The organism is Psychrobacter sp. FDAARGOS_221, assembly GCF_002313155.2.
Lineage (GTDB): Bacteria > Pseudomonadota > Gammaproteobacteria > Pseudomonadales > Moraxellaceae > Psychrobacter.
In genome coordinates this window covers 1,241,132-1,256,438 of record NZ_NWFK02000001.1, presented here as the reverse complement: position 1 = coordinate 1,256,438, position 15,307 = coordinate 1,241,132, and the positions used below count along the sequence as shown (strand labels likewise).

At 42.3% G+C, this 15,307-nt stretch carries 21 protein-coding genes and 1 pseudogene; 21 read left to right on the top strand and 1 reads right to left on the bottom strand.

Going from position 1 to position 15,307, the window contains the following annotated elements:
* Window positions 1–54: 54 nt before the first annotated feature.
* Window positions 55–393, bottom strand: a complete 339-nt coding sequence (gene gatC / locus A6J60_RS05250) for an Asp-tRNA(Asn)/Glu-tRNA(Gln) amidotransferase subunit GatC (protein ID WP_096065038.1) — start codon at window positions 391–393, stop codon at window positions 55–57.
* Window positions 394–1,347: 954 nt separating this feature from the next.
* Between gatC and A6J60_RS05245 the strand changes: the two genes are divergently transcribed.
* The 21 genes and pseudogenes from A6J60_RS05245 (at window position 1,348) to rpsH (ending at window position 15,060) form a co-directional block, all read left to right on the top strand.
* Window positions 1,348–2,376: a rod shape-determining protein gene (locus A6J60_RS05245; RefSeq protein WP_096065037.1), complete on the top strand. Its 1,029-nt coding sequence runs from the start codon at window positions 1,348–1,350 to the stop codon at window positions 2,374–2,376.
* 71 nt (window positions 2,377–2,447) lie between these two features.
* Window positions 2,448–3,365, top strand: coding sequence for a rod shape-determining protein MreC (gene mreC / locus A6J60_RS05240; protein WP_096065036.1), 918 nt, complete (start codon window positions 2,448–2,450; stop codon window positions 3,363–3,365).
* 170 nt (window positions 3,366–3,535) lie between these two features.
* Window positions 3,536–4,015 (top strand): rod shape-determining protein MreD, encoded by a 480-nt coding sequence (mreD, locus tag A6J60_RS05235; RefSeq protein ID WP_096065035.1) that lies wholly within the window; start codon window positions 3,536–3,538, stop codon window positions 4,013–4,015.
* 216 nt (window positions 4,016–4,231) lie between these two features.
* Window positions 4,232–4,858, top strand: coding sequence for a Maf family protein (locus A6J60_RS05230; RefSeq protein ID WP_096065034.1), 627 nt, complete (start codon window positions 4,232–4,234; stop codon window positions 4,856–4,858).
* A 444-nt stretch (window positions 4,859–5,302) separates the two neighbouring features.
* Window positions 5,303–7,240 (top strand): Rne/Rng family ribonuclease, encoded by a 1,938-nt coding sequence (locus A6J60_RS05225; protein ID WP_096065033.1) that lies wholly within the window; start codon window positions 5,303–5,305, stop codon window positions 7,238–7,240.
* A gap of 573 nt (window positions 7,241–7,813) precedes the next feature.
* Window positions 7,814–8,125, top strand: a complete 312-nt coding sequence (gene rpsJ / locus A6J60_RS05220; protein WP_007394248.1) for a 30S ribosomal protein S10 — start codon at window positions 7,814–7,816, stop codon at window positions 8,123–8,125.
* A gap of 95 nt (window positions 8,126–8,220) precedes the next feature.
* Window positions 8,221–8,859: a 50S ribosomal protein L3 gene (gene rplC, locus A6J60_RS05215; RefSeq protein ID WP_096065032.1), complete on the top strand. Its 639-nt coding sequence runs from the start codon at window positions 8,221–8,223 to the stop codon at window positions 8,857–8,859.
* A 14-nt stretch (window positions 8,860–8,873) separates the two neighbouring features.
* On the top strand, window positions 8,874–9,476 hold the full coding sequence (gene rplD, locus A6J60_RS05210; protein WP_096065031.1) for a 50S ribosomal protein L4: 603 nt from the start codon (window positions 8,874–8,876) through the stop codon (window positions 9,474–9,476).
* Window positions 9,473–9,823 (top strand): 50S ribosomal protein L23, encoded by a 351-nt coding sequence (rplW, locus tag A6J60_RS05205; RefSeq protein ID WP_096065030.1) that lies wholly within the window; start codon window positions 9,473–9,475, stop codon window positions 9,821–9,823. Before rplD ends, rplW begins: the two co-directional genes overlap by 4 nt.
* Window positions 9,824–9,834: 11 nt before the next feature.
* Window positions 9,835–10,665, top strand: coding sequence for a 50S ribosomal protein L2 (rplB, locus tag A6J60_RS05200; protein ID WP_096065029.1), 831 nt, complete (start codon window positions 9,835–9,837; stop codon window positions 10,663–10,665).
* A gap of 11 nt (window positions 10,666–10,676) precedes the next feature.
* Window positions 10,677–10,952, top strand: a complete 276-nt coding sequence (gene rpsS, locus A6J60_RS05195) for a 30S ribosomal protein S19 (RefSeq protein WP_096065028.1) — start codon at window positions 10,677–10,679, stop codon at window positions 10,950–10,952.
* Between the two features lie 10 nt (window positions 10,953–10,962).
* The gene (rplV, locus tag A6J60_RS05190; RefSeq protein ID WP_011959717.1) at window positions 10,963–11,292 is read left to right on the top strand and encodes a 50S ribosomal protein L22; all 330 of its coding nucleotides are present in this window, start codon (window positions 10,963–10,965) and stop codon (window positions 11,290–11,292) included.
* A gap of 3 nt (window positions 11,293–11,295) precedes the next feature.
* Window positions 11,296–12,097: pseudogene (gene rpsC / locus A6J60_RS05185) on the top strand (30S ribosomal protein S3).
* The gene (gene rplP, locus A6J60_RS05180) at window positions 12,037–12,450 is read left to right on the top strand and encodes a 50S ribosomal protein L16 (protein ID WP_019671641.1); all 414 of its coding nucleotides are present in this window, start codon (window positions 12,037–12,039) and stop codon (window positions 12,448–12,450) included. The pseudogene rpsC and the gene rplP overlap by 61 nt, the downstream one beginning before the upstream one ends.
* Window positions 12,450–12,644: a 50S ribosomal protein L29 gene (gene rpmC / locus A6J60_RS05175; RefSeq protein ID WP_019671642.1), complete on the top strand. Its 195-nt coding sequence runs from the start codon at window positions 12,450–12,452 to the stop codon at window positions 12,642–12,644. The genes rplP and rpmC overlap by 1 nt, the downstream gene beginning before the upstream one ends.
* Entirely contained in the window at window positions 12,644–12,931 is a 288-nt protein-coding gene (rpsQ, locus tag A6J60_RS05170) for a 30S ribosomal protein S17 (RefSeq protein WP_096065026.1), read from the top strand. The genes rpmC and rpsQ overlap by 1 nt, the downstream gene beginning before the upstream one ends.
* Before the next feature lie 145 nt (window positions 12,932–13,076).
* On the top strand, window positions 13,077–13,445 hold the full coding sequence (gene rplN / locus A6J60_RS05165; RefSeq protein ID WP_007394238.1) for a 50S ribosomal protein L14: 369 nt from the start codon (window positions 13,077–13,079) through the stop codon (window positions 13,443–13,445).
* A gap of 9 nt (window positions 13,446–13,454) precedes the next feature.
* Complete coding sequence (rplX, locus tag A6J60_RS05160; RefSeq protein WP_096065025.1) at window positions 13,455–13,772, top strand: 50S ribosomal protein L24; 318 nt, start codon at window positions 13,455–13,457, stop codon at window positions 13,770–13,772.
* A 21-nt stretch (window positions 13,773–13,793) separates the two neighbouring features.
* Complete coding sequence (rplE, locus tag A6J60_RS05155; RefSeq protein ID WP_019671645.1) at window positions 13,794–14,330, top strand: 50S ribosomal protein L5; 537 nt, start codon at window positions 13,794–13,796, stop codon at window positions 14,328–14,330.
* 13 nt (window positions 14,331–14,343) lie between these two features.
* Complete coding sequence (gene rpsN, locus A6J60_RS05150; protein WP_096065024.1) at window positions 14,344–14,649, top strand: 30S ribosomal protein S14; 306 nt, start codon at window positions 14,344–14,346, stop codon at window positions 14,647–14,649.
* A gap of 12 nt (window positions 14,650–14,661) precedes the next feature.
* A complete protein-coding gene (rpsH, locus tag A6J60_RS05145; RefSeq protein ID WP_096065023.1) occupies window positions 14,662–15,060 on the top strand; it encodes a 30S ribosomal protein S8 in 399 nt (132 codons plus the stop codon).
* The last annotated feature ends 247 nt before the right edge of the window (window positions 15,061–15,307 follow it).

Genomic DNA, 15,307 nt, shown 5'->3' with positions numbered 1-15,307 from the left:
CTAAATAAATATAATGTATAAATACAATGTCAGCTAAGTAAGATTAATACTGATTTATTCAATAACTTGAGGTACCAGATATAAGCCTTGTTGCACTGCAGGCGCGACCGATTGATTCGATTCACGATCAATATTGGCATTAGGCACATCGGCACGCAGTTTTTGCGCAGCTTCATGAACGTTGGCTAGTGGCATTAAACCCTCAGTGTCCACGCTAGAAAGGGTTTGCATCATGTTTAAGATCTTGTCGATGTCAGTAGCAAAGTTCTCAGCAGCGGCTTCATCGACAGCCAAATGTGAAAGTTTTGCGACTTGCAAGATATCGGCAGTACAGATTCTATCTGCTTGCGTATCATTAACAGCATCTGCCTGAGGTGCATTATTGGTAGTCATATAACAAAATATCCTTCTTCAAAATGGGTGATGTTACCGGTTACTTGTAAAACCTGCTTTTAAAATAGGTTGCTTTTAATACACAATTTGCTTTTAATACGCAGTGCTTGTGTTACTAACGCCTTATTTAAGCGTTATTTGTTAATGATGGTTTTTAGAACGTTAGTAATTTGCTTAGTATTTGGTATTAAATATGTGTTATTAAATACTTATTACTATCTATATGATAGATAAGATGATGAAATATAAATATAAGCACTGGCTATCCAGTGACTGTTCGTTGTTAACTGTTACTTGTTATAAGCCATTAATTGCTATAAAAGATTAATGGTTATTAACGATAAGGCCCGACTGAAACACTTTAAAGAAAGTCCAGTGCTGTTAAAACAGTTAGAAAGCATCTAGAGTTTATAAAGTATCTAGATCAGTGAACAGTCTAATTAACCTAACAGCAGATTAATCAACCTGATAGTAAGCTGATCGGCCAATCCTCGATAGCTAATTGCCAGTATTATAAAGCAACTGGTTTTTATTTTCAGTTGTTAGAGGGTAGCGGCTTAGCAATTTTTAAGTTATTGGTTTAACTTACAGGCATCCGTCTCAGTTATGGGGCCAAAATGCTTGAGCAGAATTGCTTTTGACATGAGATGTTGCAAATTAGTTTGCTAAAGAAAGATGAAAATTAACAGAATTGCATGATTTATCGACAATTAAGCGCTATAATTTGTGCCACTTTAATATTTCATTAGACTTTAATTAGGTTTTCTCTTGTCGTCATACTTAACTTTAGTTAAAGTGTGTGCTTATATCTGCTCGGCAATACCTCAGAATATATTTTAGTATGTCAAACTCACTTTTATGAGAGTCGGTCTATGCTATTTAGCACCTAACTTTGCTATTTAGTGCTTAGATGATGGCTACTCTTTAACTCGCAATACGCTGGAAACACGATACATGAACCCGTTTGGATTTTTATCTAACAATATCGCCATAGACCTTGGTACTGCTAATACATTGATTTATACGCCCGGAAAAGGGGTGGTTCTCGATGAGCCGACCGTAGTGGCTCTGCGCAGTAACCGCACCCAAAATCCAACAGTGGCTGCTGTCGGGATTGATGCAAAGCAAATGTTGGGCCGTACCCCGGATAACATTACCGCCATTCGTCCGTTAAAAGATGGTGTGATTGCAGATTTTGAGGTTACTCAAAAGATGTTAAAGCACTTCATTAACAAGACTAAAGTCAGACGTTTTTTGGCACAACCTAATGTAGTGGTTTGCGTACCTTGTAAGTCAACCTTGGTTGAGCGCCGTGCGATTCGTGAAGCGGTATCTTCTGCTGGTGCCAATAAAGTATTGCTATTAGAAGAGCCTATGGCTGCGGCTATTGGTGCGGATTTGCCGGTACATGAAGCCAGTGGTTCTATGGTAGTTGATATCGGTGGTGGTACCACTGAGATTGCTGTCATTTCGCTGTCAGGCTGTGTTTACGCTGATTCTATCCGTATTGGTGGTGATATTTTTGACGAAGCCATCATTACTCATGTACGCCGTAACCATGGCTGTATCATCGGTGAGACCACTGCAGAGCGTATTAAGCAAAGCGTTGGTTCAGCCATTGATGAAGATGCTAAGCTTGAAGTAGAAGTCCGCGGTCGTAGCATGGCAGAAGGTGTGCCTAAAACCTTGACGGTAACGTCTGAAGAAGTTCAAAAAGCATTAAGCGACTCGTTAACCGGCATTGTCAGCGCGGTTAAAACTGCCCTTGAACAAACGCCGCCAGAGCTGTCATCAGATATCGCTGAGCGTGGTATTGTATTGACTGGTGGTGGTGCGTTATTACGTAACATTGATAAGCTTATTTCAAAAGAAACTGGCCTGCCAGTGACTGTTGCTGAAGATCCATTGACTTGTGTTAGTCGTGGTGGTGGTGCAGCCTTATCATTTATTAATAACAAAAGCCTGAACATGATCTTTGTATAATTCAGGGTTATTCATGTTTTGTCGCTAATGACGCTCGTACAGTGTGTCACTGATAAGTTTGAAAGAGTCGTATGCCCCCCATAAGCATTTTTGCACAACAAAGTCTGTCTTTAAAGAAAACGGCCGCTGTTCTATTAGTGGCCATGATTTTGATGTTATTAGACAGCAAAAACCCAGACTGGTTCACGCCTGTTCGTGATACCAGTCATGCGGCTATGCAGCCTATTTATCAAATGTCTGTCTTCCCAAACTTTGTCAGTCATTGGGCAGAAGGCACCATGATGAGCAAAGAGTCACTGCGCCGTGAAAATGTGCAACTGCATGCTCAGTTGTTACATGCGCAGGCCAAATTGCAGCAGCAAGATTATGTGCTGGCACAAAATGCGCGTCTTCAGGGTATTTTATCAACGACCAAGCCTGATCAATACGACTTAAACTTGGCGCAAGTAATCGGTACAGATACCAATCCACTGAAGCAGATTGTGGTGATTAACAAAGGCAGCAAAGATGGGGTCGAAGTGGGGCAGACTGCCATTGATGAAAACGGTATTCTGGGTCAGATTATCAATGTCTATCCCAATACCAGTCGCCTATTATTGATTACTGATGAATTACAGTCAGTATCGGTTACCGTAAGACGTACCGGTCAGCGTGCGATCGTCACAGGCGAAGGTTCACCCAGCTCATTAAAGCTCGACTATATCTTTAAGACCTCGGATATCCGCTTAGGCGATGAATTGATTTCTTCTGGACTAGGTGGTCGTTTCCCAGCAGGTTATCGTGTCGGACGGGTTGAATACATTAACCCTGAGCAAAACGACAATTTCATGAATATCGAAGTGGCACCGGCAGCAGACTTCATCAATAGCTCTTATGTGCTAATCATGCAAGACAGCAAAAATGCGCCAAGCTATACCGATGATAACTTTACCGGCTCGTTAGAGTTAACCCATGCGCCATACGTCCCAGTCAGCCGTCCTAGCGAATAATCATTATTTAAGTCTCGCGTAATAGCACTCAATCGTTAACAGCAACTATTGACTGGCTATGAGTTATGAGCGAGATTGATAATTATCTCTCTGACGCTGCTGACAGTTATATTGTCTTTAAAGCATACCTGCTAAATAAGCATACCTGATAAATAGGCACTACTGATAATATGATGAAAGCTCGTTTAAGTCCCGGACAGGTAGTGCTTGGTATCATTGCCAGCTTTGTGGCTGCGTCTATTGTTAATATTTATCCATTAAGCCTAGAAGCCTCTGTGTTTCGACCGACAGCACTGATTATGGTGCTTATTTTTTGGCTTATTTATAAGCCTCGCTATGTTGGCGTGGGCACCGCATTCATAATTGGCATTATCGCAGACTTGCTATTAGATACCAGGTTAGGACAGCAAGCGTTCTCAGCGGTGATTGTGGCCTTTGCTATTCGCTTTATCGGGCGTTATTTGCGCGATTTGAATTTGTCGATTGCTTGGACAGTGGCAACCATTGGCTTGATCGTATTTCAGCTAACCCTATGGCTGATACAGTATTTAACCCAAAACATTTTTTATGGGCAAGCCCTGATAAGCTTAATTATTAGTATTATTATCTGGCCTTTGGTACACACTGCTTTGGGTCGCTTTATCCGTTAGCTTGTTTAGCGTCCTGTATTGCATTGACGCTTCTTAATACATTGTACACATTAAGCTGCCAGTATATAAATTTAGCTATTACCCCAGTAAGTATCGTATGTATTCCCACTGTGTTTCTGCATTACGCTTACTGCGTGACTAAAGTACTAACTGGCTGTCCTGATTAAATTCCTACTTTGATTTGCATCCTTTGTTTGCCCTAACAAGAGATATTTTATGGATATAATTCTTGCGTCTACCTCACCTCGACGTCATCAGTTGTTGGCGTTAGCAGCGATTGATTTTAGTACGTTGTCAGTCGATGTCGATGAAACCATTTTGCCTAACGAGAAACCGCAAGACTATATCGTACGTATGGTCGAGACTAAGGCGCAGCAAGCGTGTCAACACTATCAAACAAAAGCCACCAATCAGGATAAAGATGCCGACTCATCACGATTAATCATCACAGCCGATACCATCGGGGTATTAGCCGATGACCACTATATTCTGGTAAAGCCAAAGGATAAAGCAGATGCATTTGCCATGTGGCAGCAAATGTCTGGCACTGAGCATAATATTTGGACGGCTGTGCAGCTGACTTTAGTTAATCAGCAGGGTGAGACTGTCGCCTCAGAGCAATTGTTAGAAAAGACACAAGTGCAGTTTATAGAGCTTGATGAGCAGGCGATGCAAGCGTATTGGGACACCGGCGAACCTCAAGATAAAGCAGGTGGTTATGCCATTCAAGGCAGAGGCTCGGTGTGGGTTGAGCGTATTAATGGCAGCTATTCTAACGTGGTTGGCTTGCCTTTGGCGCAAACGGTTGCTGCGATTCATAAAATGCAGCAACACATAGTTTAATACAGCCTTCGCAAGCCAATTGAAATCAAAGTCTACAGTGCTTGCTCCTCTGACATAACAGACCAACATTATTTTGAAGTCGCTACATAAGGTTACTGGATAAGCTTGTTATTGATATCGCTTTGTACTTATACTGCTATAATCAGTGAAAATCTAAAACTAACTATTAAACGGTTATGCTGTTAACCTTGCTAAGCTTAGTTAGCTATATTAATTCAATTAATTGACGACATTATTAACTCACGACCTCATCTCTTATCTGTTTATTCTTTGATTATAGATAAGGTCGAGAGTTCAGATAAAATAACAATGTAATAATGTCAGGTATAATACATCAGCTAAACCAGCTACAGTTATCATAACGACTTCTAAGATTGCTATATTTATAAAAATTACTTAAAAAAACTACTTTAATAACTTATTGAAAAATAAAAAAGGTCTGCTATGTCAGAAGAGCTACTCATTAATGTCAGCCCAATGGAGTCTCGGGTCGCTGTTTTGAATAACGGTGTGGCCAGTGAAGTTTACATTGAGCGTCATAACAAGTTAGGTCTGGTTGGCAATATATATTTAGGGACTGTGGTACGTGTGTTACCAGGTATGCAAGCGGCTTTTGTTGATATCGGCCAATCGCGTACTGCGTTTTTACATGTCAATGACATGCGCCGTCCGTCTCGCGCCACCCCACCGAGTATAGAAAATAATACTGCGCCTGTGCGTCACATTACCAAGCATGAACCGAGCGTGCTAACCAGTATGCCGGTTGATCGCTGTGAACACATTGCAGAAAATCCCAGTACCGAATCCAAAACCGATACCAACGCTAATGACTCTAGTCAGCAAAATACCACAGCCGACTCAGGCAGTGATTCACAAGCACAAAACTTAGGTTTAAATAACCAGCAAACCAATCAAGATGCGCCGCATCGTGCTGTCTCAAACAGCCCTTCAAACAATATGTCAGAGCAGGGGTTAGGTGAAAAGCAATCTGCAATGACCGATGAGGCTGATAATCTCGAGCATAGTCTTAGAGACAATCGGGCAAGCGAGGCCACAACCGATGATGCTTCGCCTGATATTGTGGGTAATGCCATCACTCAGGCTGACAGTAAGCCGCAGCCCAATAAAGAACGACAAGTGATTGACCCGCCACGTCATGAACTGATTCAGTATCGTCTGCAAGAAGGTCAAAAAATCTTAGTGCAAGTTACTAAAGATCAGTTGGGTACCAAAGGCGCAAGACTGACAACCAATATCTCGCTGCCGTCACGCTATTTGGTATATTTGCCATCGAGTGAACATATCGGTATTTCACAGCGTATTGATAATGAAGAAGAGCGCTTGCGCCTTAAGACTGAATTATCAGAGCTGATGCAAACCGTCAATCTAACCGGTGGTCTGATTGCTAGGACGGCAGCCGAGCGTGTGCCTGTGGTTAAGCTTGAAGAAGATATCTATTACTTAGTACAGCTATGGCGCACCATTCAAGCGCGCAAAGATGTTTCAGCGACCAGTAGCCAACCAGCGGTATTGATTTATCAAGAGCTGTCGTTGCCACTGCGCTCAATTCGAGACTTGGTACATCCAGATACTGAAAAGGTCATTGTTGATCATGAAGGGATGTATAACGAGGTACGTCAGTTTGCCAAAGAGTTTGTGCCTTTTATCCATCCTCGAATCATCGCCTATACCGGTGAGCAGCCTTTATTCGATGTGCATCGGGTAGAGGAGGACTTGCGCGATGCGTTAAAGCGTCGGGTAGATTTAAAATCAGGCGGTTACTTGATTATTGATCAAACCGAAGCGATGACCACGATTGATGTTAACACTGGCTCATTCGTAGGCGGTCGCTCGCTTGAGGACACGGTATACAAAACCAACCTAGAAGCCACTCATGCCATTGCTAGACAGCTTAGATTGCGTAATCTAGGCGGTATCATCATTCTTGATTTCATTGATATGCTAGAGCAAGAGCACAAAGATGATGTGTTAGAGAGCTTGCAGCACCAATTATCACAGGACTATGCCAAAACTAAGATTACTCAGGTCAGTGAGCTTGGATTAGTCGAGATGACGCGCAAGCGTACGCGAGAGTCGCTTGAGCAGCAATTGTGCGAGCCCTGCCATACTTGTGGCGGTAAAGGCTTTATTAAGACCGCTGAGACTGTCTGCTTTGAGATTTTCCGTGAGATTATGCGCTGTGCGCGTACTTATAACTCACCGAAGAAGTTTACCGTGGTGGCGCATGCATCAGTGATTGACTTATTGTTAACCACAGAGGCTGACACGGTAGCTGATTTAGAGTACTTGTTGGGTAGAGTGATTACTTTTGAAGTTGAGAACCTATATACCCAAGAGCAGTACGATATTGTGCTTGATTAAGTGACTTATTAACTATTTAATTAAGCCATTCTGATTAAACCGCATGAGTGAATCACTGGTTTCAAGTCTGTTTTAAGACAAGATGGGTGAGTTAATTATCGGTAAAAATCAGAGTAGAGTAGGGCAAAATAAATAACAAATTTAATGTTATTGAAATGTAAATCCTACGTCATATAAGCGCTGGCGACGACATAAAAACTGCATATTACCCTTGCAATTCGTCGTCAGCTCTGTATAATACATCCCACTGAATTTATAAAAGCGTTTCAAGTAAGTGCAGTAATTAACCGCAACGTAATTTGTAGTTCGCAGTCAATTACATTGGTACTTGTAGAGCTTGACGTTAATACAGCCGGAGCATCGTTTTCGGCACTAATTTCATACCTCTTTGCTACCTTCCTATAAGGAAATGGTGGGCAAGGATTAAACTTATTTTGTTTTTTGATATTGTTGGATGTGATTTTAATCACGATTTAACCAAAAAATGAATCAATTATATAACGGCTATTTATCATCTAAACACCACATAACGTAGTGATTAATGATAAACCCATTTATTAGGAGCTTGCTGGCATGGCTAACCAGAGAATCCGTATCCGACTAAAGTCTTTTGATCACAGATTGATCGATCAGTCGGCACAAGAGATTGTCGATACCGCAAAGCGCACTGGTGCGCAAGTTTGTGGTCCTGTACCGTTGCCTACTCGCATAGAGCGTTTCAACGTCCTAACCTCGCCACACGTCAACAAAGACGCGCGAGATCAGTACGAGATTCGTACTCACAAGCGTATGCTTGACATCGTGCAACCAACTGATAAAACAGTTGACGCATTGATGAAATTGGACTTGGCTGCTGGTGTAGACGTTCAAATCGCATTGGGTTAATCAAAAGCGCGTCTTAAATTAAGCGTAATGATTAATAAAACGCGACTTTTAAAAATTACCCCAAACTATTAATTGAAGATATAAAGAGGTTTAACATGGCGATCGGTTTAGTCGGTAAGAAATGCGGCATGACCCGTGTCTTCACTGAAACAGGCGCTTCTATCCCTGTAACAGTTGTTGAGGTCGATGCAAACCGCATTACTCAAATTAAAACGAATGACACTGACGGCTATCAAGCCATTCAGATCACCACAGGTGAGCGTCGTGACAGCCGCGTAACAGCAGCACAAAAAGGTCACTTTGCTAAAGCCGGCGTAAAAGCAGGCCGTGGTGTATGGGAATTTCGTGTTACAGAAGAAGAGCTAGAAGGACGTGAAGCTGGCGGCGAAATTACTGCCGACCTATTTGAAGCAGGGCAACTTGTTGATGTAACAGGTCGAAGCAAAGGTAAAGGCTTCCAAGGTGGCGTAAAACGTCATAACTTTAGTATGCAAGATGCTACTCACGGTAACTCAATTTCGCATCGCGTATTGGGTTCAACAGGTCAGAACCAAAGCCCAGGTAAAGTTTTCAAAGGTAAGAAAATGCCAGGGCAAATGGGTAACAAACAAGTTACCGTTCAAGGACTTGAAATCGTGTCAGTAGATGCTGAAAAAGGTCTTCTCGTCATTAAAGGTGCCCTTCCAGGTGCCAATGGTGGCGATGTCATCGTACGTCCGTCAATCAAAGCCTAAGCAAGGGGATTAACGTGAATTTAAAAACTGTTACAGGCGCAGCGGTTGAGCTGTCTGACACGGCATTTGGTCGTGAATTCAACGAAGCCCTCGTTCACCAGGTCGTCACTGCTTATTTAGCAGGCGCACGTCAAGGTACCCGCGCACAAAAAACTCGTGCTGAAGTTTCTGGCGGTGGTATTAAACCATGGCGCCAAAAAGGTACTGGCCGTGCACGTGCAGGCTCTATTCGTAGCCCTATCTGGCGCAGTGGTGGTCGAGCATTCGCTGCAAAACCACAAGATTGGTCACAAAAAGTGAACCGTAAAATGTACCGCGGTGCAATGCAGTGCATCCTAGCTGAATTAGTACGTCAAGATCGTCTAATTCTAGTTGATGAAATCACTGTATCAGCGCCAAAGACTAAAGAACTAATTAGCAAATTGGCAGATCTTAATGCTCCGAGAGCATTAATCGTGACCAATGAAGTTGATGAGAATCTATACTTAGCTGCTCGCAACATTCCACATGTGAATGTTCTAGGCACTAAAGAAGTGGATCCAGTTAGCTTGATTGCGTTTGATAAAGTCATCATGTCTGTTGACGCAGCGAAACAATTTGAGGAAGCACTAGCATGAATAACGCAAGACTTTATCAGGTCTTAAAAGGGCCTGTGTTCTCAGAAAAATCTCAGCTGCTAGGTGACTCGCTAGGTGTTCAAGTATTTAAAGTTGATAGCAATGCCACAAAGCGTGAAATCAAAAAAGCAGTCGAGTTAATGTTTGAAGGTGTGGAAGTTACTAAAGTTAACACCTTAAATGTTAAAGGTAAAACAAAGCGCTTTGGTCGCACTATTGGCCGTCGTAATGACTTTAAAAAGGCCTATGTGACTTTAAAAGCTGGTCAAGATGTACAAATGGCTGATGCTGGTGAAGACGTTGCAGATAATGCAGCATCTACTAGCGAAACAGCGAACAACGAATAAGGATACAAATCATGCCTATCGTAAAAGCAAAGCCAACATCACCAGGTCGCCGTTTTGTTGAAAAAGTGGTGCATCCACACCTTTACAAAGGTCGTCCGCATGCCCCACTTGTTGAAGCACAAGGTAGATCAGGTGGTCGTAATAACAATGGTCGTATTACATCACGTCACATTGGTGGTGGACATAAGCAACACTATCGTATTATCGACTTCAAACGTACGAAAGACAATATCCCAGCAACGGTAGAGCGTATCGAATACGATCCAAACCGTTCTGCGCATATTGCTCTTCTTAAGTACGCTGATGGTGAGCGTCGCTATATTATTGCTCCAAAAAAATTGCAAGTTGGTGACACAGTATTATCAGGTGAATCTTCTCCGATTCGTCCAGGTAACTGCTTACCTCTTAAAAATATCCCATTGGGTACTACTATTAGTAACATCGAACTTAAAATCGGTAAAGGCGCGCAACTTGCTCGTTCAGCTGGTGCATCAGTTCAGTTACTAGGTAAAGAAGGTATCTACGCAATTATACGTCTACGTTCAGGTGAAACTCGCCGCGTACACATTAACTGCCGTGCCGTTATTGGTGAAGTTTCGAACTCTGAAAACAACCTAAAATCACTTGGTAAAGCAGGTGCAGCACGTTGGCGTGGCGTTCGTCCACAGACTCGCGGTACTGCGATGAACCCAATCGATCACCCACACGGTGGTGGTGAAGGTCGTACAATGGGTAAACATCCAACTACGCCATGGGGTCAGAAGACCAAAGGTCTTAAAACGCGTCACAATAAGCGTACTGACAATATGATCATCCGTCGCCGTCGCGCCAAGAAGAAATAAAGGAAAATTTCATGCCTCGTTCATTGAAAAAAGGTCCATTCATTGATGCGCATCTGTTTGCCAAAGTAGAAAAAGCTGTTGAGTCTAACTCACGCAAGCCAATTAAAACTTGGTCACGTCGCTCGATGATTTTACCACAAATGGTTGGTCTAACTCTTTCAGTTCACAATGGCCGTACTCATGTACCGGTTATTATCAGTGAGCAAATGGTTGGCCATAAACTAGGTGAATTTGCCCCGACTCGCACATACCGCGGTCATGGCATTGACAAGAAAGCAAAAAAATAAGGTGCTCACTATGGAAGTAACTGCAAAATTACGCGGTGCCGCCATTTCGGCACAAAAAGTTCGACTTGTCGCTGATGAAGTCCGTGGTAAGTCTATTGAGCGTGCTTTGGATATCCTTGCGTTTAGCAACAAAAAAGGCGCAGTATTCGTTAAGAAATGTCTTGAATCTGCTATCGCCAATGCTGAACACAACCACGGTTTAGATATTGATACACTTAAAGTATCAACTATCTATGTGGATGAAGGCATCACGCTAAAGCGTATCCTACCACGTGCAAAGGGTCGTGCTGATCGTATCAGTAAACGTACCTGTCACATCACTGTTAAGGTAGGAGAATAATTCATGGGACAAAAAGTACATCCAATCGGAATTCGTCTTGGCGTTGTAAAAAAACACAACGCTAACTGGTATGCAGACCCAAAACAGTATTCTGAATACCTACTAAATGACCTTCAAGTACGTGACTATCTTCGTAAGAAGTTAGACAATGCTATGGTAAGCCACATTATGATCGAGCGTCCTACTGGCGCTGCTAAGATCACAATTTCAACGGCTCGCCCAGGTATCGTTATTGGTAAAAAAGGCGAAGATATTGAGAAGCTACAAAAAGAATTAACCAAAATGATGGGCGTACCAGCTCAGGTTAATATCGAAGAAATTACTTCTCCAGATTTAGATGCTCGTCTAGTTGCTGAAGGTATCGCTAGCCAGTTAGAGCGCCGTGTTATGTTCCGTCGTGCGATGAAGCGCGCCGTACAAAACAGCATGCGTTCTGGGGCTCAAGGTATTAAAGTTGAACTGTCTGGTCGTTTAGGTGGTGCAGAGATTGCTCGTACTGAGTGGTATCGTGAAGGTCGTGTACCTTTACATACACTACGTGCTGACATTGACTATGCATCAGTTCGTGCAGAGACTACTTACGGAACCATCGGTGTTAAAGTATGGATTTTCCGTGGTGAGATTCTAGATGGTATGGATAGCGTTTATAATCCTCCTAAAGAAGACAAATCTCGTGCGCCAAAACGCCGCGGCCGTGGAAACCGTCGCAATTCAGACAGAGCAAACACAGATAGAGGTTAAGCTATGTTACAACCAAAACGTACCAAATTTCGTAAAATGCATAAGGGGCGTAACACGGGTTTAGCACATCGTGGTAGCACCGTTGCATTTGGTCAGTTTGGCCTAAAATCAGTTGGTCGTGGTCGTATGACTGCACGTCAAATTGAAGCGGCTCGTCGTACTATTACTCGTAAGGTTAAGCGCGGTGGTAAGATCTGGATCCGTGTATTCCCTGACAAACCAATTACTAACAAACCATTAGAAGTTCGTATGGGTAAAGGTAAAGGTCCTGTTGAGTACTGGGTATGCGAAATCAAACCAGGTAAAATGCTTTATGAGATCGAAGGTGTATCTGAGCAACTAGCACGCGAAGCATTTACGCTTGCAGCTGCAAAACTTCCCTTCAAAACTACCATTGTTAAGCGGACGATAATGTAATGAAGATCAGTGAATTACGCGAAAAATCAGTAGAAGAGCTGACTGGATTACTAGATGAGAAGCAACTTGATGCATTTCGTCTTCGTATGGCTAAAGCCACCGGTCAACTAGGTAGCACACACGAAGTCCGAGCTAATCGCCGCGCGATCGCTCAAATCAAGACTTTGATTAATGAAAAACAAAGAGGCGCCTAATGAGTGACGATATTCAACAAACCGAACAATCGGGCACAGATGTAGGTATTGTTACTGGTAAGGTTGTCAGTAACAAGATGGACAAGTCAATTACAGTATTAATCGAACGTAAAGTTCGTCACCCACTGTATGGCAAACAAATCCGTCGTTCTACAAAAATTAAAGCCCATGACGAAGATAACGTTTGTAACGAAGGGGATGTGGTTCGCATTGTTGAAACCCGTCCTATCTCTAAGACTAAGTCTTGGAAGTTGTTAGACGTTGTTGAGAAAGCTAAAAAAATATAAGCAAATTGCAATTGGTTATAATTACTGGTAAAATACGCCCCCTTGTGGTCTTATACCAGGTAAGTGACTGCTTCATGTGATTTTGATCACATGAAGTGGCTCATTCATATTATTATTGCCTTTTGCATATTATTGGAGTAACGCAATGATTCAGACTGAAACAATTCTGGAAGTTGCAGATAATAGTGGTGCACGACGCGTTCAGTGTATTAAGGTTCTAGGCGGTTCACATCGCCGTTATGCATCTGTCGGCGACATCATTAAAGTATCTGTGAAAGAAGCAATACCACGTGGTCGTGTTAAGAAAGGCGATGTAATGAATGCTGTGGTTGTACGTACCAAAAAAGGTGTACGTCGTCCAGATGGTTCAGTACTTCGTTTTGACGATAACGCTGCTGTGTTGCTTAACCAGAACAAAGCCCCGATTGCCACTCGTATCTTTGGGCCGGTAACTCGTGAACTACGTGGTGATCAATTCATGAAGATTGTATCACTAGCACCAGAAGTACTGTAGAGGTAACCCATGTCTAAATTACGTAAAGGCGACACTGTCATTGTTATTGCTGGTAAAGATAAAGGCAAACAAGGCACTGTGCTAGCGGTAAAAAATGACCGTATCAAAGTTGAAGGCATTAACATTGTAACCAAACACCAAAAGCCTAATGTGGCGACTGGTGCTGAAGGTGGCATCGTTAAGCAAGAAGCATTTTTACATATTTCAAACGTCGCAATTTTTAATGCGCAAACCCAAAAAGCTGATCGTGTTACTTATCAGTTTGACGAGAACGGCAACAAACAGCGTGTCTATCGTTCAAACGGTGAAGTAGTGGCGACTGCGTAAAACACTAAGGGTGTAATAGCAATGGCTAGATTAAAATCATTATACAATGACCAGTACAAGCAACAGATCAAAGAAGAACTGGGCTTAGAAAACGTCATGCAAGTACCAAAAATTACCAAAATTACTCTTAATATGGGTGTTGGCGGTGCTTCACAAGATAAGAAGCTTTTAGAAGGTGCCGTAGCAGATATGACTGCAATTGCAGGTCAAAAGCCGGTAATTACTAAAGCTCGTAAATCTGTCGCAGGCTTTAAAATTCGTGAAGAGTGGCCAATTGGTTGCAAAGTGACGCTTCGTGGCGAGCAAATGTATGAGTTTTTAGATCGTCTCATTGCTATCGCTATCCCACGTATCCGTGACTTCCGTGGTTTTTCACCAAAAGCATTCGATGGTCGTGGTAACTACTCTTTAGGTATTAAAGAGCAAATCGTTTTCCCAGAAGTTGATTATGATAAGATTGATCGTCTTCGTGGGCTTGATATCACTATCACGACGTCTGCTCAAGATGACGAGCAGGGTCGCGCACTGCTTAAAGCATTCGGCTTCCCATTCAAATAGGATTTAAAGCATTATGGCAAAAAAGAGCATGATTAATCGCGAATTAAAACGCGAGAAAATGGTTGCTAAGTATGCTGAGAAGCGTGCAAAGCTTAAAGCAATCATTAGTGACATTAACGCAAGTGACGAAGAAAGAATGGACGCCATTCTTGAACTTCAAGCACTGCCACGTAACTCGTCTCCAGTAAGACTACGTAACCGTTGTGGTGTTACTGGCCGTCCTCATGGTTACTTCCGTAAGTTTGGTCTATCACGTAACATTTTACGCGAGCGCGTAATGCAGGGTGATGTTCCAGGCGTTCGTAAAGCTAGTTGGTAAGGGAGTAATACTATGAGTATGCAAGATACAGTTGCTGATATGCTAACCCGTATCCGTAACGCACAAATGGCACGTAAAGTTTCAGTGTCTATGCCAAGTTCAAAACTACGTAAATCAATTGCTGACTTACTAGTAGACGAAGGTTACATCGCTTCAGCAGAAGTTACAGATGAAGCCAATGGCAAAGCGACATTAAGCATTGAATTAAAATACTTCGAAGGCAAGCCTGTTATTGAAGTACTAAAACGCTATAGCCGTCCAGGATTACGTCAATACCGCGGTAAAGACACAATCCCATCGGTTCAGCAAGGTTTAGGCGTTGCAATCGTTTCTACTAGCCAGGGTATCATGAGTGATCGTGCTGCACGTAAAGCTGGTATTGGCGGCGAAATCATCGCATTTGTGGCTTAATATTAATTAAATTTAGTTTAATTAGTTAACCACTAAACCAATATTTGTATTATTTAACTTTTTAATACCTTAATTATCAGTTATAATAGGCGCCTTTATTTAGGCCTATGACCACTGAGTGGTATAGTAATAAAAAGCTTGAGTAATATAGAGCTGATTATTTAAATTAACAGGCCTAGTGCCTGTTAATTTTTTCATAATCATTCGTTATTTATTTGTTATTAAGATTTATCTTATTAAGGAACTA